The sequence below is a fragment of the Methanosarcina sp. 2.H.A.1B.4 genome (genome assembly GCF_000979385.1).
GTDB lineage: Archaea > Halobacteriota > Methanosarcinia > Methanosarcinales > Methanosarcinaceae > Methanosarcina.
Genome location: NZ_JJOV01000080.1, coordinates 71,962 through 96,614, shown reverse-complemented (window position 1 = coordinate 96,614; position 24,653 = coordinate 71,962). Strand labels below are relative to the sequence as shown.

The window sequence follows — 24,653 nt, the reverse complement described above, 5'->3', positions numbered from 1 at the left end:
CCATAGTTTCATAGCCCTTTAATCTCAAACAGCTGCTTTTCATTGTTCCTGTCATTGTTCCTGTCATTGTTCCTGTCATTGTTCCCCTCCTGAAAACTGGACCTTCAATTCCCTTCTTTTTCTTTCCAGAACAACACTTATGACCAGCAGGACAAGCCCTCCAAGCATGAAAAAGAGTGATCTTGGAAGCAGTTCCCAGAAGAAGTCAAAATATCTCGCAAAAATAAGGAGGACAAACCAGAACATAGTGGTATTTACGACCCCTATATTTTCGGTGCTGTACCCGGCATACAGGAGCAAGGTCAAAAGTCCGAGGAAGATAATATTGAAAAAAATCATGTAAATTTTTTCCGATGCAGGGCTGTATATTGTTGTGAGGGTGATCCCTGCCATTAAAAATGCAACTATGGATATGCTCACATCTGCCTGAAAACCTTTAAGCCTTTCTCGGAGTGGTTTTGGGAGCAGGACTGCAAGGAAAAGAATTCCTGAGATGGCGTAAACCACAGGAACGATTTTTTCAACCTGGTATTCCCCAAGCTCGAAGGTGTGTACGAATAATGCAAAGAGTACTGCCTGCAGCCCCATAAACTTAAACGCGGTTTCAGCATGTTTTACTTTTTCTGCCAGCCCGTGCAAAACCCCTATAAAATAGATGGAAATGCCTGATATGAGGTAGAGGTCCCAGATGTTAATCAATTTATTAAGGTCAGTCCTTTCCAGGTACAGAAGGCTAATCCAGAGATAAAAGAGCAGGGAACAAAGCCCGGCAATTGGAGCGGACCGGTAGCCGTAGACCAGTGGAAAAATTCCAAGGACCCAGATAAGGACAAGGGTACTGTTGTTGGCGTTGATATTGTAAATCTGGGCAATTAAAAAGAAGCTGGCTCCAAAGAGCAGGGCTGAGAGTAAAATCAGGGCAGAACCCAGTCGGGGGTATTTCTGTTTCTCGTATTTTAAAAGATAACCCGCATAATGTATGCCCACTGTACTTCCAACAAGCAGCAAAACCTTGACAGTATCCCCGATTTTTTCCCAGTTGGAAGCCACAAACAGAATGGCACCGATCCCGATTAAAATCGCCCCTATGGTCGAAAAGGCAATGATTTGTTTTTTTGACCTGCGTTCCCTGTTATACTCCGCAAGGTCTCCCCTCATCTTTTCTGCCTGGGCGTGATCAATGGTGCCTTCATCCAGCCATTTCAGGATAAGGTCTTCATCGAACATATTCTAACATATTAGCATGTTATATTTATGTCTTTTTAATATATTTATTGCAGTATCTATTCGTCGCAAAAATTGTGCCTTTGTCTGGAAAAAGACAGTATGCCGAAAGTTCTGTAAATTCTAAGTTAAATTTTTCCTCACGGTATGAAAGTAAGTTCTTCTGAAGCTGTATTTTCGTCCCAGAAACTTCTTGAGATTTGTGATTTTACAGAAAATTAGGCACACTGCCCTGAAACTTGAAGAATATTACTTCTTTTGTAACCAATTAGCATATCTGTGCTAATTTTTTAATATGAAGCTTGAGTCCAGTTTAAATAGTATATTTTCAAACATCCCAATCATTAAAATTATCGGTTCACTAATTCTCATAATTTCTCTCGCCATGATTATTTTGTGCGGAACAATAGCAGTCAGAGACATGATCGGGATCACAAGCGAGGGTGCTGTCTATTCTTCCAACTCGCTTGCTTCATCATTGTAGGAATCATACAGGGTTTGGTAAGCTTCGTCATGGTGCTTAATATTATAAGCGAACAAAAAAGCGAATGCAGATGTATTTGGGATTTGAAGGGCTTCGATAAAAAGAGCTTTTCGTTCTCAATTCGAAGTTTTCATTTTATTATAATTTTAATTATTATTTAATAAATTATTATAAATATTTTTTTTGAAGTGTTCTTTTGCAGAATAGAGCATTTTTCAGGCTTTTTTAAGCAAAAAAGTTTTATATGTTAACTTATATACAATGTTATACAGTAGATCTTGTATTGTGTGGTTGACCTAATAAGTCCATAAGCTGATTCAGGTCTTGTATATCAGCTGCACTTTACGCCTTTTCTTAAAAACAAAACTTTAGAGTAAATACCTGGAAAAACAAACAAAAACAGTGAACAAGACATGTTTAAGATATCTCGTGAATTCGAAGAATTGGTTTCGAACTTAGAAAACGGGTTGAGGACAAAACATGATATCATTGCCCTACTTTCAACAACACAAAACCAAGAAAGAGTTGGATGTATTGGAAAACGGAAAAGATTAATCTCCTATGACAAGTTGAAATGGGGGGTTAAATGATGATTGATTTAACTATAGCTTCTTTTTTGGTATCTTTATTAGGCTTTGTAGGTTTATATAATCTTTATGTTGACAGAGTCATAATATATATCAAGTCGATTGTTCCGGGAATAAGTGGTGTAAAAGAAGGGGATAAAGAATGGAAGCATTCTATTTCTGGAATACAAGTAGAAGTTCTTAACAAAGGAAAAAGAGATGCTCAAAACTGCGAGGGTTTAGTTACTTTCAAAAAAATGGATTCACTCACTTTGTATCCAACCGAAAAAGGAAATGTGCTGGGTGAAGCTAAATTTAACCTTCATGCTGGTGAAAGAAAAAACTTAGTTGCTGCACGGAAGTTTTCGGGAGCAGGTATTGATGGATCTGCTGGATTAGAGATGGGCGAATTTTTGGAAAAAGCCCCACCTATTGAAGTAGTAATTTATTATGGAGAAAAAAAGATAAGAAAAAGATTGAGCGAAAAGGATGTCGAGAAGATTTTGAGAAGAAACGAAGAAGATGCGCATATGTATGGTTGATACAATAGCAGTTAATCATAGAATCTAAAATTGTGATCGATCAGTTTCTTCTTGATGTGTATTTTTTTCTATACAGAACAATCATTTCCCAATGAAGTCAAGTACACATTTTGCGGTGGTACTATCAGGATACTTTCCCAGATAGCCCTCCACGTAGATGTAGAATAGGTCAAGATCTTCCCGGTTTACTGCCTGCAGCTAGGATGGAGCTTTCATCTTTCAGAAAATATTGTATCACGATTAAGTTTCTGCTTCTTAATGGCTTATTGATTACTTCATAATACGCTTGTGCGTGATATGTCAAATCCGAAAGCAGATAGAAAAAAATCAAAAAGCATTTACGTTACTTGCTTCATAACAAAATATAATGGAAATTGGAAATAACCGCCGAAAAAGAATAGAAAATAAGCAAGAAGAAAGAACTCATGAAATATTGAATGATATTGCAAAAGAATACGAAGCTAGGATATTTACAAAAACTAGAGTTGCAGATGTTCTGGAAATAGGAAACACTGGACTATCAGACAACGAGTATAAGTATGCATTAATGGCACACTTTGATTTCGTAGTCACAGATAATGATTATATGCCAAAATTCGCCGTTGAATTTGATGGATCACAGCATAAATCCGATGCATCAGCAATTCGTAGGGATGAGTTAAAGAACAATATTTGTCGTAAATTTGGCTTTCCTCTTTTACGGATAACATCAGAGTATTTTGAGAAAATAGGAAAATTTCCAACAATATTGAGTTGGATTACTGAACTTTACTTTCTACAGGAACTTTTCTATGCTGCACAAGACAAAGGAGAAATTCCTCAAGATGAACCTTGGATGTGGTTTAACGTAATTGGTTATGATCCAGTTGTCCGTTATAGAGCATTTATTAGAAATGCCTATGGTAGAGGTTTATGTTGTGATGAAGTAATAAAGTATATATGTGGACGTTCTAAAGGCAGTAAATCCTACGCTACTCTATCAACACTAAAACTCTCAAATGATAAGTACATAGCTAGTTTGGTGGAGTGTCTATCAATAAGATACTTTCCAATAACAGCACATGATATTTCGAAGGAAATTTCAGATTATAATATATATAAGAAATTTAAAAAATATCTTGAAGGGAATAATATTCACACTTACGCTTATGATGAAATCTTAAAAATGCAAAGAGATTTTATTAAACAACATGACCTATGTTCTTATAACATCCAATTGATAGAATAACGTACGTACAAGAAATGCTTTGCAGATGCCTGTAAATATGGACTTTTCTGCATAAATGAGAATTGTGGTGTATACCCTAATAATCGAGATGATCCCAAAACTAAGGATTTACTTCTCGAATCTTATATCCAGAATTCTTGAGAGAGTTCCTGATCTTGAAAATGATTATAGAAAATTGTTACTAAATGGAAGTAAATGGCTTTTGGGATAAGCTCATCATATATTCAAGATTTTTCAAATTTTTCTTCGTATATCGATAACAAAAAATAGGCTATTTCTATACCAATGTTTTTAGTCATTACAAAATATTTTCTCTCGGAAACGAAGGTATGACCGCCTTCTTTATGAAGAATAGTCACAAAAGAATCTATTAATTTATTATCTGCCCCCGACAGTTCCAATTGCTCTTTAATATATTTTCTTTTAATTCCAATTTCCGTTTCGTTTCCTTGGGGCTTTGGACACTCTACTCCAGTTTTAGTGGAGATTTTATCGGCAATACTCCTTACTAGTGCCTCAAAAAAAGACCTTAGATTCCCTATCATACCACTATTGACTGACTGCCATTTGGACAAGTCAGGTAACTCATCAATCTCAAGTAAAAATCTCTCCATATCTTGAGGAAATCCATATCTTGAAATCAATTCTATTACCTGTTCCTTATGAATGTTAATCTCTTCATTAGAATCTTTAAGTTCATCGATTAGTCGATTATAATTCAAAAAAATAATCTCTTCAATAAACTGTTTTCCTAGATCTGATGATGTTCCTAAACAGTTGTATGCGGTTCTATTTAGAAAGTTAAGAAGCTGCTCACTAAAACAGATAGGTTCAAGATGCATGAATCTTAATACAGACCTAAACAATCCTTCTATATCGTTTTCACAATTATAGATTTCAATATCTACATATTCTCCCGTATTAATATCTTCAACTGTATCTTGAATCATATTTTCATTTAATTTCTTTTCTAATGCTCCAATAATTGCATTCTTACAATCTATTTTCAACAAAAAATAGAATGCTAAAGAGGCACTACTGTGAAGTTCATGAGCTATGGGGATTTTGGTTCGAGAGTCAATATGAGTAGAGACAGAAATAGCACCTAGGTTTGACAATTTCTTTTCAAGAATGTCTAAGAACACCTTTCTACATCCCGGAAGGTGCTCTACTTTGTTATACAATTTCTTCAAATTTGTGTATGTTTCCCATTGAAGCTCCCAATTACCATTTGGATTTAACTGCATGTCTACAAATGGAGGCCGAGCAGAATAACGAGGAGTATATGCTCCAGAACTGCCTTTTTTTTCTGTGTTTACGTCACTAGATGTTTCCACATAATGGAAGAGCTTATTATTCCTTATATTCAAAGTTTCAACGTCAAAAATCAGATTGATATTTTTCTTAATATATTCTCTGTCAATCATCATTCTCAACTTAGATTATCGATTTAATGGTACTTACTGTGTCAAAGTTATAGAAGTTTTTATATGTTCCGATATGCGATTATCCAACTCCCAAAGAGAAGGCATACATATGCGCATGTATAATACGCAAGCACACGATAATATGCGCATGCGCGTATATATTTCAAAAATCTGGAAACGAGACTAAGAATTGGAAAGCGTTTCCAGTAGTGGTACCTTAATATATTGCTCTTACGACTTTAGCGATAATTGGCAAAGTAAATTAGAAAAGAAACAGACGTATCTTTTACTAGGGTAGAAAATTAGCCATTATTACTTGTAAAACTACTGACTTCGTACTCCTAAAGAATTACTGCTCTTTTTAGTTTCACCCGTAACTTTTATAGGTATCAAAAACCTTGAGGGCGTCATATTAGTTTCACATGAAACTATACTTCAAATCGCCTTGATCTCAAAACAAGCTTCTCAGCTTCAAAAAAGGGATAATAAAAGGGAGAGTAAAATTATGGAAGACCCAAGAGAAATCTGCGGCTCGATCGCCCACATTTACCGGAGCCACCTGGCATACATGGCAAAAGAACTCGAAGCTTACCGGATCGGAAGCGGACAATTTGATTTTTTAATGGTTTTATACCACAGAGACGGTATCTCTCAGGAAACCCTTGCAAAAATTCTTAAAGTGAGCAAAGCAACAAGCACAAGGGCGATTCAGAGCCTGGAAAAAGAAGGATACGTGTACAGGCGAAGGGACAAAGATGACCTCCGTGCTTACAAAGTTTACCTCACTGAAAAAGGAAAGGAAATAAGAGGCGTTGTCCTTGAAAAGCTGATTTCATTTGTCGATACTCTCCTTTCGGATTTCACCCCGGAAGAAAAAGAAATTTTCAGGCGGTTGATCCAGAAGGCTGTATTTAATCTCCTTGAACCGGGATTCGAACCTCCGTGTCCTGATGGGCCGGAGGACATGAAGTAAAAACGAGAAAGAGCACAAAATATGGATGAAAAAAGTGATTTTCTGGGTACAGAGAATATACGGAAGCTCCTGTTTAAGCTTTCAACTCCTGTGATCATCGGAATGCTGGTGCAGGCTCTCTATAATGTTGTCGATACCCTTTTTGTAGGATGGGCCTATGGAGCAGAGAGTGTCCAGGCCATAGGTGGGCTTTCCATAGCCTTTCCAGTCCAGATGATAATTATGGCTTTCGGGATTGTTCTTGGGACAGGGGGCTCTTCCATTATCTCGCGAGCTCTCGGAGCACGAGAAACGGAAAGAGCTGAGAGAGTCCTTGGAAATGTGTTTTCCCTGAGCCTGATCCTCAGTGTGCTTATTGCAATTCCCTGCCTTCTTTACCTTGACCCGATTCTGAAAGCCTTCGGTGCGACGCCCGGAATCCTTCCCTATGCCAGAGATTATCTTGAAATTATAATTGCAGGAGGAATTGTTTTTGTTTTCGGGATCTCAGTTCAGAATATTGTAAGAGCTGAAGGGAATGCCCGCCTTGCGATGAACGCTATGCTGATAGGGGGCGGCCTCAATATTCTCCTTGACCCGGTTTTTATATTCGGCTTCGGGATGGGGGTACAGGGAGCTGCAATTGCAACCGTTCTATCCCAGGCAGTGGGTTCTGCCTGGCTCCTGCAATACTGCCTTAAAGGAAAAGGAGCTGTGCGTTTCAGGGCAGAAACGTTGAAACCATCCCTGGGGATTATAAAGGAAATCGGAGCTATTGGGCTTGGATCTTTTGTGATGGAAGCCTCAAGCAGTGTCATGATGATTTTTGTGTACAATGCCCTTGCAAACTATGGAGGAGATGTCGCAATTGCCGTTTTTGGCATAACAATGAAGATTAATGCCTTCATTTTCCTGCCCCTCCTGGGTATGTCCTTTGGCCTGCAACCGATTGTAGGGTTTAATTACGGAGCAAAGCAGTTCGGGAGGATAGTAGAAGCTGTAAAATTGTCTCTTGCAGCGACAACAGCTTTCGGGCTCCTTGGACTGCTTATCATTTATCTCTTCCCGGAACAACTTCTCGGGCTTTTCAGTGCTGATCCGGAATATCTGGCAGTTGGAAAAAGCGCTGTAGTAATTATGGTTCTCGGGTTGCCTTTGATAGGTATCAATGTTGTCACAACAACCTTATTCCAGGCTCTGGGAAAGGCAAAGCCCTCTTTTCTTCTCTCCCTTAGCCGGCAGCTCCTCTTCCTGATCCCTCTTGTGATCATCCTCCCCCGTTTGTACGGGCTGGCTGGAGTTTGGGCGGCTTTTCCAGCTTCGGACCTCCTGTCATTTCTCCTTTCCGGCCTGATGCTTTTCAGAGTATACAGGAGTTTTAAAAAACGCACAGGTTTTTCAAAAACTGGGACCGGGTCAGAAATAGCAGTTTCAAGCAGAGTTGAGTGAGGTCTAGTACGTTTAAAGGAAGAAAGGAGTTATACTTCCGCCCCCCCCTCTTTTTTCCTTTAGATTCAGATTCATAAAAGATTCTCAGTTTATAGAACAATCTTCAGAATCATTGTTTCAAAAGCAGTTTGAACCTGAATTACATATTTTTTACATCAAGCAAATTGAGGTAACATGAAATGAACTGCGGCGAATTGAAGGAAGGCCAGATTCTTGTTTGTGAAGAATGCGGGTTCGAACTTAAGGTAGAGAAAGAATGTGGAGAAACCTGCTGCACGACTGATACTTGCTGTACCGGCAACATAACATGTTGCGGAGAGCCAATGATATTTAAAAAATAATTCCTGCAAAGCAACAGAATGCTATAAAAGGATAAATCAGGAAGGAGTGGGTACGGGAAATAAGTCGCGAAGAAATATTTCTAATTCAGGGATTTTTTCCGGAACTTTCAAGAGGCTGTTTTCCTGCTGGCCGATTCCCCGTCATTCCTTTTCTTTTTTCCAGAAAGCCCTGCATCAGCATAATTGCTGCATAAGAACTAACAAACCAGACTACAAGGGCGATTACCAGGGATAAACCCCACCGGTTCAGATGTTCCATGCAAAAGGAGGCAGTGAGCACGCACATGGTGCAGCCCAGCATCCCTGCACTGGCTCCAAGGGCGATATCGGCAGCCTGTTCGGAGCTTCCGAAGTGTCCGGCCATGATGATCGCTGCAGCCATTACCGCAGGAAAAGCTGCAAAAATTCCTGCAAAAGATTTTGAAGGGACGAGCTGGAGCACAACATAACAGGCAGCGACAGCCAGGCCCCCAAAGATGAACCTCAGGCCCAGGTCACGGATATCAACTTTCATGGGCTGCCTCGTGATTCAGGACTTGTTTTGATTTCCATTGGTTTAGTCCTCGATTGATATTTTTCCTTGATTGTTTTTTCCTTGATTGTTTTTTCCTTGATTGTTTTTTCCTTGATTGTTTTTTCCTTGATTGTTTTTTCCTTGATTGTTTTTACCTGATATTTTTCCCTTGATTTGTATTTCTCTTTTCAAAACCCGAACCATGCGAGGTAAATCAGCGGAGCAAGCACCGCCCAGAAAAGAAGGGCAAGTCCAAGGCCTGTTTTCCATCCATACCTGAGAATAAAGTAGCTGGCGGCAAGTGCACAGCAGATGTCTGCTGCCATTCCCACCAATGCTCCTTTCGAAAGCTGCTCGGTCACAGACAGCAGTTCGCTACCCTTATATTCCATGCTCAAGCCCATGACTGCTGCCAGGTACACTGCCGGAAAGGCAGCAAAGATTCCTCCGAGCCTGCCCCCGAAAGTCCGGGCAATCAGTGTGGAAGCTAAAACCGCGCTTCCTCCGAACAGGAAGCGGAGGAATAAAGAAAACGGATCAATGTTAAACATGATGTTTCTGCCCCGGATACCCGAATGACCTTTATGGGTACTGGAATACCCATGGATATTGGGATGCCATGCAATGAACTTTATTCTTCCCTGCCGTACTTCTCCCGGATTTCAGACTCTTTTAAAACTTTTAACCCGAGTTTTTCCAGAATTTCGGAGATCCGTTTTTTGTCTTCACTTTTCATGGATTTCCGGTCAAAGTAAGCAAATTCGGCATTTGATTTCTCAACCGCCTGCCGGATGAGAGCTTCGTCTGCGAATTCCAGCTGGTACTTGGGGAAGTTGTGGCCGAAAGAGATATCGGTTTCAAGCAAAAGCCCTGTCTGGCGCATGGCATAGTGCCCACCTCCGAAGCCGACGGCTACAGGCACTTTTTCAAGGGAAACTGCAAGAATAGCTTTTGCAGCAACCTCTCCGGCTTCAGGATCTGTCCACTGTACTTCGGTACTGCCGATCTCGGCATAGATGGAGGGTACAGAGAGTTCGGTTGGACCGTGATGGGTAACTTCCAGAGTTACCTCGTACTTCAGCCCCTTTTCTCCGACAAGCCGTTTCATTTCGCTCAGGATCGATTTCATAGCAGCCGGGGAAGCGACTGCAAGGGATTTCGGGAGGCCCCCGAGCCTGGCCTCACCCGAGGAATTTCCAGTACAGTGCACGGTAAGGGAATTGATTTCCTCTTTGCTCCTGTGTTTGGATGCGAAAATTATCAGGGAAGCTGGCAGCCCTGCAGCTTCGAGTTTTTTATCAAGTCTATCCTGAAAAACATGGATTTCTTCAATATCTACAAGCCTGAATTTTCCATCCGCTGATTCTCTGGCTGCTGAAAATCCGGATTCTGGCGGGAGTTCAAGGGGTTTCCATTCCCTCAGGCGCAAAAGATGAGTTTTGATGTTCTGGCTGGAAAGGTCAGGGGCAGAACAGATGATGGTGATTTTTGAATTATTTACATTCTCTGGCTTACTTATATCTGTCATTGTCAGATCAGTCCGGTTTTCTTCTGAATTTATCCTGATTTATTCTGGACTTTCGTTCAGAAACAATTTTGTTCAGAAACATTTTTGTTCAGAAACATTTTTGTTCAGAAACAATTGCCTTTAGAATTCGTAAAGATAGATAAAACCAACCCCAAAATTCCGGCTCTAATCAAAAAAATTGCTGTTTTGTTTTTGACCTCCGGGAAAAAGTCCCGTTTCCCTTTTTGGAGAATGCTAACTGCGATCCAAAGAACCTTTTTGTCCTGACAAAAATAAGAAGCCGCCACCTGTTGAAATAAATCATTAATTTATTATAACCCTGCTCAAAGTGACATAAAAACAGTTATAATATATTAACTACATAATTAAAAAAACAACATAACTTAATTATTTAGATTCAAACGGTACGGGAGTGAATTTCACATCCAGGCGCCAACAAACTGCATTGGAATTAGTTAAGAAATTGCAAATATAAACTGTGGATAATATAATAGTTAACATTAAATATTTTGGTATGATCCAGATGAATATTTCCGAAAGAACCCAGATAAACATTCATATAATGTTTTGCCTGGCTGCAGTCGCAGTCCTCCTTTTGATAAGTATCGGCACTGCAGCCGCCAGTGAGATCCATGTTAACCCTGACGGATCTGGGGATTACCAGACAATTCAGGAAGCCGTAAATAACGCATCCAGTTACGATACGATAATTGTGGCTCAAGGGAAATACATTGAAAACGTCGTTGTCTCTGCGGATAAGGATAACATGACTATCCGTTCCGAAAGCGGACCCGGACTTACCACGGTTCAGGCTTCTAATTCAGAGGATCATGTTTTCAAAATAATGGCAAATTCCGTTACGATCAGTGGGTTTAACGTAACCGGGACGGTCAACTATCCATATAGCGGTATTTATCTTGATTCCGTTGAAGGGTGCAGTATTCTAAATAACACAGCATCGGACAACTATAACGGCATATACCTTGATTCTTCGAGCAGCAACAAGCTTGAAAATAACACAGCATCAAACAACGAAAACGGCATATTTCTTAATTTTACAAGCAACAGTATTCTTTCTGAAAACCGGATGGAGGACAACAATTACAATTTCTACGCATATGGTAATTCTCTGGACACCAATATTGTCTATGCCAATAATTACGTAGACGGAAAGCCAATTTATTACCTTGTTGAAGTTTCGGATCTTGAAATAAACTCATCTTCAAATGCAGGGACTCTTTACTTGATTGACTGCAAAAATATCACTGTAAAAGACCTGACTATTGAAAAGGAAGGGCTCGGAATACTCCTTTATAATACTACGGACTCGAAACTGGAAAACAATAATCTTACGGAAAATCTCTACGGTATCTGTCTTTCTTCTTCAAGCAGCAACACATTTACCGGTAACACGGTAAATGAAGGTAATCTAGAGTATTCTAGCGGAATTTACCTTTACGACTGTTATGATAACACTTTCTACGGAAACGTTATTAGCAAAACTTGGCGTGCCATTTACAGCTATGATTCAAACAACGACTATATGTCCAATCAAGTTTCCGGCTCTTATATCGGGAACTACTACGGGGACGTTTACCGCAAATACTCTTTGACTGAATCCTCTTATCAATGGATCAACACCACCAAGGACAATGCAACCTGGTATGACACGTCAGATGAAGATTATTCGGAAAAGGTCCCTATAGGCTTTAACCTCACCCTCGACGGGGTTAACTACACCGACATGCAGATCGGGAGCAACGGGGTGATCCAGCTAATTCCAGCGGGGTCCGGAGAGCTTAATGCTTCTTCCTGGTATGGGCTCAAACACTGGGTTGACACATATCCTGACGAAACGTTCATATTTGTCCTCTGTGACGACCTTACCGCAGAAGGATATGATGAAGAAAATTTTGCATTTACCGAGCTTGCAGCCACATCAGAAAAACCTGGGGTTGAAAATACCTCCGCAGTTAATTTTGCTGAACCTGAAACCTTTAGCGAAATAGCTGTAACAGAAAAGGACAGGGAAAAGAATGTTCCGGTTTCCATGAAATCAAATCCAGTTGAAACTGCCCTCATGGGAAGCACTTCCCCGGATGTTCAGTGGTACGGGTACACAAGTTACTCAACTGGAGACACTGATTCCGAGGACAACATTATCCCGTGCAATCTGACTGTGATCGATTATCATGTGATTACATATGGGGATTCGTATCATAACCGTGAGTACGGCGAATCCCCCCTCGATTTCCAGGTTGTGCTGTATGAAAACGGCACCATCAGGTTCAATTTTAAGAGGATTGAATATTCTTACTTTGATACTTCCCTCTACAGCGGTTTGTACCTGGGCAACAATTCTTCCATACACGCAAAAGAGCTTGTCCATGTTGCAAGGGCAGGACAGTACGGGAACGAGACCTCATTCAGCACCCCGGTAATCCGCACTCTTTCAAGCAGTTATGACACTGACGGAGACGGCATTGCCGACAGTGAATACGATATTGCCAGCAGTCATTACAATACCAACCATGGCACGCAAACCGATTACTACCCGCTCGTCCTTCTTTCCGAGGCAGGCGCCCCGTCCACAGCCAGCGGTTCGGGCACGGCTTCATTTACCGTCAGTACCACGTTTACCAACCCGGCAAGTGTCGGTGTGGACATGGTTGAGCTTTACTACAAGAAAGATGGTGGGGACTGGAGCAAATACGGAGATAGCAGCACCGGCAGCTTCATGTTCTCTACCGCTTCAGCAGGTGACTACTACTTCTACACTGTCGCAACGGATGTCTACGGAAACATCGAAGGCTTGCCTGATGATTATGATTCATACACTTCGGTGAGCATCAGTAGCGGAAACGGTGGAAGCGGCGGAAGCGGGACAGGGGAAGCCAGGATAATCTCCGCGGGGACAGATGAAACCGGGGAGGAGTCTGATGAAGAAGAAGACGAATCTGACGGGTCAGTTATGCAGGTTCCCTCCTCAGGAGATACGGGTACATCCAAAAACTCCACAGCTTCTGAAGTAACAAAAGATTCCGAGGAAGAAGGAAACAACGGAGGAAATAACGAAGGAAAAGAGACCCCAGGATTTGAACTTGTATTCGCAGTTACAGGCATGCTGGCGGCTCTCTACTCCACCAGAAAAGAGTAAAACGAAATTATGATTGAGGGTCTCTCTTTCCCTCCTTTCCTTCTTTCCTCTTTCCCTTTTTTTCTTCTATTTCATTTTTCTTTTTCGTGAAGATTTTTGTCGTTTCCAGATATGTAAAACGTCCACTTCGATCAAGGGAACCGTTTTGTCTTGAAAAGAACAGAAAGCCTCCGCCAGCTTTTCTGGCGGCCCTTCCTTAAATGAAATTAAAAATTAAAAAGACTCTAATTTTTTGATACACCCTACAATTTATATGTCGTCTGATGTGGTTTTATACTGCAAAATATAAACTCCGGTATAATCCGCAGGCGTTGAACAGGTATTCTTATGCGCTGAATAATCCGGTGAAATATACTAATAACCTACATTCGGCAGCAAGAACATTTTAACATATAAATATCTTTGATTGAAATTTTTTGTGGGTTCAATTGAAAATCAGTTTCATGTGGACTACAGATCTAATCCTATTTGTCATTTACCTCATTTATTGTAAATATATATTAATGATGATATGATTAACATTTAGCAGTTTTTTATTTTAATTTAATTTCAAAAGTTCTGAAAAAAAAACGATATCGGGAGACAAAATTACTCGATTTTTATGTCGACCTGCCAAAAGCAGGTAATAAGAACTACTTGTTTTATGTACGTCTCAAGTCGTGTGCCCAGTGTTGATTTTTGCATGATTATAGAGCAAATTACAAATTGTAAGCCTACTTCGCCCCTTCAAATTGCAGGTGCTTCAGAGCGTGCAGACTTATACTATAGTAAACACCAGTACTAAAAACTAAAAAATTTATTCTTACAAACATTCTTCAATTCCCATATTTTGGGGGATTGAAAACATCCAAAATATTTAGGCACAATAAGCTAGCTAAAAGTTATTGATAGAAATCTAAAAGACGACTAAACCAAATATATATTAAAGTGAGTGATGTCTTAAAAAGGCTAAAAGTTTTCAGTTTTAGATTATATCAATTTAACAAAACACATACTTATTAAAAAAATGAGTTATAACAGATTAAATAAATAATTTAGTTTAATTAATATTAAGCATGAAAAATAACTAATTTGTGGATTTTCAGGTCAAAAATATAATATTAACTAGTGCATCGATTCCAAAATAAATTTCTTGATTAGATAAGAATTCGTAATCACTAGGCAGATTCAAACCTCCTATTTTGTGAACATACTTAGGAATCGCAGTAATACCTACAAAAATTAATTTTTTTTAATAGTATTATCTAACATACATTAATTTTTTATATAAGTGTGCTGTTTTTAATCGAGGGGTTTTCATTTCAAAAATAAATGAGTAACATTTATTTTATTTTTATGTTGAATATATATCCACTTATATCAAAGAACAATATGGCACTACAAAAATAAATAAAGAGGTGCTTTTTATTATACAACACATTCCGATCCATATCAAAAGACTGATTTCAATTTTAATGCTAATTATATTGCTCACACCGAATGTATATTGTCTTGAAAACACAGATGCAAGTCAAGAAGTCAGTTCTGAGAGTTCACAAGCGGACTCTGAATTATATGAGGAAAATAATAACAATATAATAGAATCTGAGGAAGAAAAGAGTGAAACAACTTCCGATCTTGATAGTGAAAGTGTAGATGACAATTTTGAAACCGATTCTACAGATACTGTGTTAACTTCAACTTCTGGAGACGAGGAACCTTTAGGGGATGCAAAAGCATATCTTAGTCCAACCCTAGAAAATGAAAACGATTACTTTGATACGAGCCTGTTTACCGGTTCTTTCGTATATTCTTATCCGATTGAAACTTTAAAAGGAAGAGCTGGCTTAGAACCAAAGGTTTCTCTAACCTATTCCAGTGCTATGGGCTCAAGAGGAACATACGGTCCACTGGGGATGGGGTGGTCATTGAATGAGAACTGCATCATCAGAGATACCAGATATACCCCTGAAAACACCGGCGATGATAGATTTATTCTTGTTTTGGATGGCTCAACATACAAACTCGTTTATGTGGAAGAGGATGACTCATATCACACCGAAATTGAAAGTTTTATGAAAATTGAAAAAAGTACAACCGGTAGCAATTCTTTTGGAGATTATTGGATCCTTAAAATGCCGGATGGAACAAAATATCGTTTTGGTTATAACAGTGATTCCGAACAAAGAAATTCCGTTGAATCAAGAAATTATGTCAGTAAATGGTGGCTCGATCTTATAGAGGATGTTAATAGCAACCAGATTAGATACACGTATCTTGAAAACCCGGAAAGTGGAGAGATAGGAAGCACATATCTTGACAGCATAACCTACAACGACAATCATGCAGTTATTGATTTTGAGTTTACGGAAAAACCACGCACTTTCACTGTATATGAATATGGTAATAAAATTTGTGAAAAGAAGTTAATATCCAGCATCACGATTCATAATGATGAAACCGTTCTTTGGGAATATGATCTTGAGTACGAAACTCAACAGTCCAAATTATATCTGACATCTATTACAAAAACGGGGCTAAACAATACGGAATTCCCACCTACTATTTTTGAATATGATTCACTAACCGAAGGATGGAAAGAAAGTAGTTTATGGGCATCACCAGTTGACATGTCAGGGAGAGATAGTGGAAGAAGGATTGCCGATGTTAATGGCGACGGATTAGAAGATATTCTTATGGGTTATGCAGATAGTGATGGTGATGTATATTGTTCAACCTGGATAAATACCGGAGATGGCTGGGAACTGAACAGTTCCTGGACAACGCCAACATATTTCAGGCATTATAATCATGATGGTGGGGCTCGCCTTGCAGATGTCAACGGGGACGGATTAGTTGATATTATCCAGCATGGATTTTACATTTCTTCTGCCTGGTTGAATACCGGCACCGGGTGGGAACAAAACAATTCATGGATACCTCCACTGGATTTTGGCTGGTCAAATGATTATGGTGTAAGAGTTTTAGATGTCAACGGAGATGGATTAGTTGACATAATTATGGGTTACAAAAATGATCTTGGAACTGAATACTATGATGCTTATCTCAATACCGGTGAAGGCTGGATACAGGATAATTCATGGAACCCGCCTACTTATTTATCATATGCTGATGTTAATGTAGGAATACAACTCGCTGACCTTAACGGAGACGGACTGGTTGATATCGTTACACTACACTCTGCATGGTTAAACACCGGTAGTGGCTGGGAACAGGATAATTCATGGGGATCCCCAGTATCACTTGCCTCATTTAATACTGGTGTAGTCTTAGTAGATGTTAATGGAGATGGCTTGGTAGATATTCTTAAGAGTATTTATGACAATGTAGGATATACTTACGATGCCTGGATAAACACTGGTAGTGGCTGGGAAAGAGATAACTCATGGAATCCTCCTACACTGATCGCAAGCTACAACAAAGATCAGGGAGTACGGTTTGCAGATTTGAATGGAGATGGGCTGACAGACATTATCAAAGCAGGTTATGGTGATTACCATACCTGGATAAACACTAACACTGAGAGCACAGAAAATTACAAAACACAGGGCCTGCTCAAAAAAATACAGCACCCAACCGGTGGAAGCACGACCATAAAATATGAACCTTCTACGCTCTTCGATAACACCGGGGAAGACGGCGTTTCGGATTTGACCATGAGTATGTGGGTCACAAGCAGTGTGACAAGAGATAATGGTATTACAGGCATGGGAAGTATAGTTTCAACAACCGATTACACCTATAAAAACGGAATGCAGTATTTCGACCCACCGGAAGAAATCGAATTCAGAGGATTTGGCGAGGTTACCGTTGAAAACGAGTATTCGATAGTAAAACACTTTTTCCATCAGGACAATGTGCTCAAGGGCATCGAACATCATACTGAAGTCTGGGACAAAAACGGAAACCTATACAGTTCCTCGAACGCGGAATATACTGCTCAGGAAATGTACCCTGATGTCAACCTGATTTTGCTGGACTCGGAGTCCAAAACAAAGTTTGACGGGCTTGTACAAAACCCGTCCAGTTCAGCTGGCTGGTCCTCTTTCATCAAATATAACGAATATGACGATTACGGGAACCCGCTTTCCATAACAGATTACGGCGATGTGAACACTACCGGAGATGGAAAATATTACCATTTTGAATATGTCAATGCAGTAAATCCGTGGATCCTCGGAAAAAAAACGCATGAATGGGTGGAAGACTCCGATCATGTAAAGAAGAGCGAATCATGGTACTATTATGACGAAACAAATGACAACAGTGCCATCAGCAAAGGGCAGCTCACTAAAACAGTATCATGGAACAATTTGGGAGATAATCCCAATGTTCTGTACGATTATGATGCATATGGAAACATAATCCGGATTACAAATCCGGAAGGGGCTTCAAAGAACATAGAGTATGATGCAAACAATTTATACCCCGTTTCCATTGAAAACGCTCTGGGCCAAAGAGAATGTTACGAATACAATAACCTTGGCAGGATAACAAAAATAACAGACAGTAATGGTATTTCTACGGAATATATCTATGACGATCTGCACAGAATAACAAGGATACTGAAGGTCGATGACACGCCTGATTCTCCGTCCATAGAATATACATATTATCAAGATGGCGTAGCACCTGAAAAAATATCAACCAAAACAAAGGAAAAAGGCGACACCCATCTTGTCGATAATGCCGTGTTCTGTAATTCCACACTTATTACAATTTCTCCATCCTCAGACGGTACCCTGACTGATTACCAGATGAGTTTTAACGTCAGTTACGATCCTGAGATGCAGCCTGATTTTGATGACATTCGGTTTACAGACGGAAACGGAGTTCTGCTTCCATACTGGATCGAGGAAAAGACCGATTATATTTCTGCAAAGGTCTGGGTAAAAGTTCCGGTAATCGACGGCACAGAGAATACTACAGTCAGGATGTACTATGGTAATCCGACAGTGAGCTCCAAATCAAGCATCGATGAAGTTATGATATTTTATGATATGTTCGAGGGCAATTCCATAAATTCAAGTAAATGGATAAGAACGAGCTATGATGATTACCGCATGTATCGGATTTCTTATTCGGTGTCAGATGGTGTTTATACTTCTACTATTGAACCTAGATCTACCTCAGCAATAAGTTTAGGTGGAAGTGTACTTGAATCTAGAGTTAACTTTGAAGATCCAATAGTCTTGCATATAGATTATTATGGGCCTACAGAAATAGGTCACTTCGCTGACGTTTCTTATGGTACTGGTTATTACATGGAGTATAAGGGGGTCACAGATGGATGGTATTACAATTCACATATATATACTAGCCAAACACTTTTGAGTTATTACACTTCAGGTAGTGAGGAAGAGATATATCTTGATAATAGAGTCATGTACCCAGAGTATACTTGGACAGATATGGTCTTCAAATTCGGTGGTTCCAATGTTGCACTTTACGTTAATGGAATTGAGAAAATCAATGTTCTGGGAGAATTTGAAAATACACATGGGACAATTCGACTACCCCACTTCACTTCCGGTGCTCTTTTGAGAGACAAGAATACATTTAAAGTCAAGAATCTCTTTGTACGTAAATATGCATCTTCCGAACCAACTTATACAATTTCCAAATCTCCAAATCATTCAACTTTTGATTCTACCGACTCATATGACGGCTTCGGTCAACTAATCCAGAAAAAGTATGAAGGGGAAGACGGCTGGATTGTCCAGAACACCGCATATAATGAACTGGGCTTTCTGGAAAGTGCTGAAGTCCCGCATTATTCGGATCAATCAGGCTTATCCGTAACCTACGAGTACGATGCAACCGGACGGCCAACGGTAATCACCAATACTGATGGCACTACCCTGAGATATAATTACGAACTTGACAACACCAAGATTACAAACCAGAACGGAGTTGACAAAACATTAACAAGTGATGTTTTCGGAAATATTGTCAAGGTCTATGAATTTAACGAAGGTGAAACTTACGTTACATCCTACGATTACGATGCCCTGAATAATCTCAGAGAGATTACGCCGGGCTGTAATGACCCTCAGGCATCCCCCAGTGTTTATTTCACCTACGATTCCCTTGGCAGGAAAGTGGCAATGGACGACTCTGACATGGGAAGCTGGGTTTATGAATATGACCTGAACGGCAACCTGATAAATCAGACCGATGCCAGGGGAGTTTCAACAATCCTCAGTTATGATGAGCTGGACAGGGTTACTGCCATAGATTACCCTAACGATGAAGATGTCAGTTTCACCTACGACCTTGAGTTTGATGGTACGCTTTCCAGAGTAACAAAAGGATCCGCATCATCAAGTTACGATTACGACCTGCGCTACAGGGTAGAAAGCGAAACCTTAACCATTGACGGTACACCCTACACCACGTCCTATGATTACGACAGCATGGACAGGGTCACAGGCATCACCTACCCGAACGGCAAAGCCGTCAGCCTGACATACAATGCGCAGACCCTTCTTGAAAGTGTGAACGGCGTGATCGATGACCTTGACTACAACGCAAGGAACCAGATCACAAGAAAGGAATATTCCAACGGTGTGGTCACAACCTATACCTACGACAGTCAAAAACTGCTGCTGGACAGAATCTATGCTGCAGGCCTCCAGGACCTCAACTACGATTTCGATAACGTCGGCAATGTCCTCGAGATCGCGGACAACACCCAAAATTCCGTAAAAACCTACGGATACGACGACCTTGACAGGCTGGTCAGCGCGGATATGTCGGTCAACAGCGTCCCTACCTACCAGAGAGACTTCACCTACGACCAGTATGGCAGTATCAGGCAGGTAACTAATAACGGCGCCACAATCTCCTCTTATGATTACTCTGCGACGCCGTCCCACGCACCTGTTACCTACAACGGAAACACCCTCGACTATGATGCAAACGGAAACCTGATCGACGATGAGGATTTCATCTACGTCTACAACGATGCCAACCAGTTAAGTGAGGTCCGTTACTCTACTAACAATTCCCTTGTGGAAAAGTACTGGTACGATGCAAACGGCCAGAGAATCAAGAAACAGAACTCCGGTGGAGAATTCACCTATTACATTAACAAGTTCTACGAAATCGATAACGGTACATCCACCAGCTACTTCTTCCGCGACGACGAACGCGTAGCCAAACAAACATCCGAAGGCATGGAGTGGTACCTTTCAGATCATATAGGCAGCACTTCCCTGATGGTTGATGAAACCAGACTTGAAGTCGAACGAACCGATTACTTCCCATACGGGCAGGTCCGGTCAGGCGGTCTGGAAAAATACGGGTTTACAGGGCAGGAGAACGATGCAGATACCGGGCTGATGTACTACGGTGCGAGGTATTATTCGCCTGAGTACAGGGTTTTCGTTCAGCCGGATACGATGCTTCCTGATCCTTATAATCCGCAGGCATTGAACAGGTATTCTTATGCGTTGAATAATCCGGTGAAGTATACTGATCCGAGCGGACATTATGTTGAGACTGCCATTGATGTAGCGTTCCTTGCAATGGACATCAACGACATCCGCAGCGGGAATGCTGATAAATGGACCTACATCGGTCTTGCTACTGATGTTGTATGTGCTCTGGCGCCGGGTGTTACAGGCGGAAGGCTTGGGGTTCAGGCTCTGGAGGAAACAGTTACTCATGGTGATGATCTTGCAGGCTTCTTTAATCGGATGGACAAGACGGCGGGTGTAGAGAAGAAAGTGGATAATGCGATTGATGCGGGACAAGCTGTTAATCACGTTGGAGACGCTGGAAAAGTTTTGAATCAGTTGCCAAACTTTAAAAATGCTAAAATTGATTCAAGAAAAATAACTGATTATGCTTTAAACCCAAATAACCCAGTAGGCTCTAATAAAGCTAGAGTTTTCAAGAGTGCTCTTGGCTATGATCGGTCAAATGCTGATGACTTGATTGAACAGATTTATTCAAAGCTGCCAGAAAGTCAGGCGAATGTTGGTAAATTGGATAGATACGGGCAAAGGTATACTGTAGACATGGCGATAACTGGTGCAAATGGTAACGTTGCTACTGTTAGAACCGGTTGGATTTTAGATGCAGGATCTGATAGCCCAAGGTTAACAACTCTGTTCGTAAAGTGAGGAATTAACATGAAGTTTTCAGAACTGGACATCGTAAGAACAAAGAAAGACATTCCTGAAGAAGGTGTCAAAAAAGGAGATATTGGCGCCATAATTATCGCTTTTAGTAAGCCAAATGAAGCTTATGAAGTTGAATTTGTGGACAAAGACAATAATTCCAAACAATTGGTTTTTTTGCCAGATGAAATTGAAAGAGTAGAAGAAACGTAAATAAGCATCAAGCAGGTGAATGACAACGGTGCCAAAATATCTCTTATGGATAATCTATGGCACCATCCCATTCTCCTGAAACTTATATTTTTCACCTATTACATTAACAAGTTCTACGAAATTGATAACGGCACATCCACCAGCTACTTCTTCCGCGATGATGAACGCGTAGCCAAAGAAACATCCGAAGGTATGGAGTGGTACCTCTCCGACCATATAGGCAGCACTTCCCTGATGGTTGACGAAACCGGACATGAGGTCGAACGAACCGATTACTTCCCATACGGACAGGTTCGGTCAGGCGGTCTTGAGAAATATGGGTTTACAGGGCAGGAGAACGATGACGATACCGGGCTGATGTACTACGGTGCAAGGTATTATTCGCCCGAGTACAGGGTTTTCGTTCAGCCGGATACACTGCTTCCTGATCCTTATAATCCGCAGGCGTTGAACAGGTATTCTTATGCGCTGAATAATCCTGTGAAATATACTGATCCGAGCGGGCATATTGTCGATACTGCTCTTGATGCTGCATTTATTCTGATGGATTTGAACGACATCAGGCAGGACCCATCTGACCTGTGGGCCTGGGGCGCACTTGGTGCAGATGGGGTATGCGCTGTCGTGCCATTTGCAACCGGTGGCGGACTTGGAGTAAAAGGAATTAAAGCTGCCAATGAGATTGATAATGCTGTTGATGCTGAAAAAGCTGTCACTAATACAGAAGAGTTGGTAAAAACAGTAGACAATGGATTAGATGCCGTTGACAACGTAAAATGGTTGGACCATGCTCATAAGCATATGGCAAGCTCAAAGTTGCCATGGAAAGATGTCGTAAAAGGGACAAAACATGGAAGCGCAAAATATGTTCAAGACTTTAATGATAATGATATAAAAGAACTGGAAACAATGGTATGGAAAGAGGGAACTAAGGTTGAGCAAAATGGAAAAACATACAGCGTTATGAAGTTTGATGATGTGATTGGTGCAAGTTCTGGACAAGAAACTCAATATGTTCAGGTAGAGTATAGTGATGGATTCATACACGGCAGACCTATTGATGAATCAAGATACAATAAATTGTTAAAAGATGATAGTTTGAAGTGATATAAATGTTTGAAGATATTAATTTTAACTCAAAAGAATACATTTATAATCCGTATCCAATTGATCAGGGTGAAAATCCTGATTATCAATTATATGATGAAGATGTATTTCAAGTAAATTATAATGTTGACAATACACGTTACACTATTGACGTTGGTTGGTATCCGGCATTTTCACCCGAAGGCTCCTTTAGAATAGTAATTGTTAAAAATTGTGATTGGGAGAATTTTCTTTACAATAAAAGTACCAGAGATTACAAACAATTGCATAAATATATGGAAGAATGCGTGGAGATTGTCAGGAGGTTAATAAAATAAACTGAACAAACTTAATAATAAGATTAAGGGAATCATTCCCTTATTATCAATTTTCAAGTCACATATTTATTATCGATCCTGAAATACTTGTTTTAGGCCACATCCAATACAATATACTCTCATTAATTTTATGAATACTTAATCTGTCCAATGACATACTTTAGCTGAGAAATGATGTTTTTTCATTTTTGAATGATTCGTTTTCGTTCAGCCGTATACCCTTCTTCCTGACCCGTACAACCCGCAGGCTCTGAATAGGTATTCTTATGCGCTGAACAACCCGGTGAAGTATACTGATCCGAGCGGACATTATGTTGAGACTGCCATTGATGTAGCGTTCCTTGCAATGGACATTAACGATATTCGTACCGGGAATGCTGATAAGTGATAGGTCTCGCTACTGATGTTGTATGTGCTCTGGCGCCGGGTGTGACAGGTGGAAGGCTTGGAGTTCAGGCTCTGGAGGAAACAGTTACTGGTGCGGATAATGTTGGTGATTTGTTCAAGCTGCTGGATAAGACGGCGGGTGTAGAGAAGAAAGTAGATAACGCGATTGATGCGGGACAAACTGTTAATCATATTGATGATACGCTTCAAGCAACAGATTATGTTCTTAAAGCAAACACTAAAGCTGAAGCAAAAAAAGCTGTTGATGGATTACCTCTCGAGATTAGAGATAAAATAAAAGATTTTTACAATGGAGGATCTAATAAATACACAGAGTTTACATTACAGAAAACTGAAAACGGAAACTATTTAGCTACTATGACCAAACCAGGTAATGTTCCTGGTTCTTACGCTACCTACTATAAGGAAATTTCACCTTCTGGAGACACCCTCAAGGTATACAAAGAAACGATAGATCCTTCTGGTAATCTTGTACACTCTAAAAATAAAATGAGATAATAGGAAGGAATAAGATGATCGATCTAGAAAAAATAACAAACTTTAGGGATTTAATCATCTCAAATAAAGAACTCTTTGAATCTGTTCCATTTAATCCGCCTAAAGAATATTGGAATAATCGGGTAGTAGTCTGCAGTGAGCACTTAATACATTTATTGGAAGAATATAAGGCTGGAAAGATTTCAAAGAGAGATGTATTGGATTGGGTAAACACAATATGGTTCTCTGAATGGTATTATTACTGTGAAGAGTATAGTGATTCTATTGCAAGCGTAATGGATGAACTCGAAGAAATTGACGAAGAAGGAAAGGAATTAGCAACAGAGAAGGCAGAACTTTATCTCTATGCTCTCCGAAACAACCTTGAGGCATGGAAACTTAAAGACAGAAATAATATTTGACTATTGTTTCTCACAAATGACAGTAATTTAAGCTTATTCCTTTATGTTTTTGCCTGATAACAGGCAAATTTACTTTTTTATTGAGCTCATCCTAAAACTCAGAATTCACTTCTCGAATCTTATATCCCAAATAATCGATCAAGTTCCTGATCTTGAAAATAATCTGGAACT

Annotated in this window: 18 protein-coding genes; 12 read left to right on the top strand and 6 right to left on the bottom strand. The window is 40.1% G+C overall.

Going from position 1 to position 24,653, the window contains the following annotated elements:
* Positions 1-75: 75 nt before the first annotated feature.
* A complete protein-coding gene (locus EO92_RS12525) occupies positions 76-1,227 on the bottom strand; it encodes a DUF2157 domain-containing protein (RefSeq protein WP_048172024.1) in 1,152 nt (383 codons plus the stop codon).
* A 1,067-nt stretch (positions 1,228-2,294) separates the two neighbouring features.
* Between EO92_RS12525 and EO92_RS12520 the strand changes: the two genes are divergently transcribed.
* Together EO92_RS12520 and EO92_RS16770 are read left to right on the top strand one after the other, a co-directional pair.
* Positions 2,295-2,816 (top strand): hypothetical protein, encoded by a 522-nt coding sequence (locus EO92_RS12520; protein ID WP_048172023.1) that lies wholly within the window; start codon positions 2,295-2,297, stop codon positions 2,814-2,816.
* 367 nt (positions 2,817-3,183) lie between these two features.
* Positions 3,184-4,044 carry a DUF2726 domain-containing protein gene (locus EO92_RS16770; protein WP_052734358.1) on the top strand — a complete coding sequence of 287 codons (861 nt, stop codon included), beginning with the start codon at positions 3,184-3,186 and terminating at the stop codon, positions 4,042-4,044.
* 224 nt (positions 4,045-4,268) lie between these two features.
* Here the strand turns inward: EO92_RS16770 and EO92_RS12510 are convergent, their stop codons facing one another.
* The gene (locus EO92_RS12510; RefSeq protein ID WP_048172021.1) at positions 4,269-5,471 is read right to left on the bottom strand and encodes a hypothetical protein; all 1,203 of its coding nucleotides are present in this window, start codon (positions 5,469-5,471) and stop codon (positions 4,269-4,271) included.
* 505 nt (positions 5,472-5,976) lie between these two features.
* On the opposite strand from EO92_RS12510, the gene EO92_RS12505 reads away from it, so the two are divergent.
* From EO92_RS12505 to EO92_RS18320, 3 genes are all read left to right on the top strand, one after another.
* Entirely contained in the window at positions 5,977-6,444 is a 468-nt protein-coding gene (locus EO92_RS12505) for a MarR family winged helix-turn-helix transcriptional regulator (RefSeq protein WP_048172019.1), read from the top strand.
* Between the two features lie 21 nt (positions 6,445-6,465).
* Complete coding sequence (locus tag EO92_RS12500; RefSeq protein WP_048172017.1) at positions 6,466-7,872, top strand: MATE family efflux transporter; 1,407 nt, start codon at positions 6,466-6,468, stop codon at positions 7,870-7,872.
* A gap of 179 nt (positions 7,873-8,051) precedes the next feature.
* A complete protein-coding gene (locus EO92_RS18320) occupies positions 8,052-8,213 on the top strand; it encodes a hypothetical protein (RefSeq protein WP_200896780.1) in 162 nt (53 codons plus the stop codon).
* Between the two features lie 85 nt (positions 8,214-8,298).
* Here EO92_RS18320 and EO92_RS12495 read toward each other — a convergent pair whose 3' ends face one another.
* From EO92_RS12495 to EO92_RS12485, 4 genes are all read right to left on the bottom strand, one after another.
* Positions 8,299-8,727, bottom strand: a complete 429-nt coding sequence (locus EO92_RS12495) for a DUF3147 family protein (RefSeq protein ID WP_082108111.1) — start codon at positions 8,725-8,727, stop codon at positions 8,299-8,301.
* A gap of 42 nt (positions 8,728-8,769) precedes the next feature.
* Entirely contained in the window at positions 8,770-8,919 is a 150-nt protein-coding gene (locus EO92_RS17875; protein WP_156165819.1) for a hypothetical protein, read from the bottom strand.
* Positions 8,916-9,278, bottom strand: a complete 363-nt coding sequence (locus EO92_RS12490; protein ID WP_048139399.1) for a DUF3147 family protein — start codon at positions 9,276-9,278, stop codon at positions 8,916-8,918. Before EO92_RS12490 ends, EO92_RS17875 begins: the two co-directional genes overlap by 4 nt.
* A gap of 80 nt (positions 9,279-9,358) precedes the next feature.
* Positions 9,359-10,255 carry a D-aminoacyl-tRNA deacylase gene (locus EO92_RS12485; protein ID WP_048172015.1) on the bottom strand — a complete coding sequence of 299 codons (897 nt, stop codon included), beginning with the start codon at positions 10,253-10,255 and terminating at the stop codon, positions 9,359-9,361.
* Positions 10,256-10,769: 514 nt separating this feature from the next.
* Here EO92_RS12485 and EO92_RS12480 point away from each other — a divergent pair.
* The 7 genes from EO92_RS12480 (at position 10,770) to EO92_RS12450 (ending at position 24,482) form a co-directional block, all read left to right on the top strand.
* A complete protein-coding gene (locus tag EO92_RS12480) occupies positions 10,770-13,412 on the top strand; it encodes a pectinesterase family protein (RefSeq protein WP_048172011.1) in 2,643 nt (880 codons plus the stop codon).
* A gap of 1,466 nt (positions 13,413-14,878) precedes the next feature.
* Complete coding sequence (locus EO92_RS12475; protein ID WP_162197473.1) at positions 14,879-21,541, top strand: DUF2341 domain-containing protein; 6,663 nt, start codon at positions 14,879-14,881, stop codon at positions 21,539-21,541.
* A 9-nt stretch (positions 21,542-21,550) separates the two neighbouring features.
* Positions 21,551-21,751: a DUF4926 domain-containing protein gene (locus tag EO92_RS12470; RefSeq protein WP_048161721.1), complete on the top strand. Its 201-nt coding sequence runs from the start codon at positions 21,551-21,553 to the stop codon at positions 21,749-21,751.
* Positions 21,752-21,766: 15 nt separating this feature from the next.
* Positions 21,767-22,858 carry an RHS repeat domain-containing protein gene (locus EO92_RS16765; protein ID WP_200896779.1) on the top strand — a complete coding sequence of 364 codons (1,092 nt, stop codon included), beginning with the start codon at positions 21,767-21,769 and terminating at the stop codon, positions 22,856-22,858.
* A gap of 5 nt (positions 22,859-22,863) precedes the next feature.
* A complete protein-coding gene (locus EO92_RS12460) occupies positions 22,864-23,175 on the top strand; it encodes a hypothetical protein (protein ID WP_048172003.1) in 312 nt (103 codons plus the stop codon).
* A 384-nt stretch (positions 23,176-23,559) separates the two neighbouring features.
* Positions 23,560-24,081, top strand: coding sequence for a hypothetical protein (locus EO92_RS12455; protein WP_048172001.1), 522 nt, complete (start codon positions 23,560-23,562; stop codon positions 24,079-24,081).
* 14 nt (positions 24,082-24,095) lie between these two features.
* The gene (locus EO92_RS12450; RefSeq protein ID WP_048172000.1) at positions 24,096-24,482 is read left to right on the top strand and encodes a hypothetical protein; all 387 of its coding nucleotides are present in this window, start codon (positions 24,096-24,098) and stop codon (positions 24,480-24,482) included.
* Positions 24,483-24,653 lie beyond the last annotated feature (171 nt).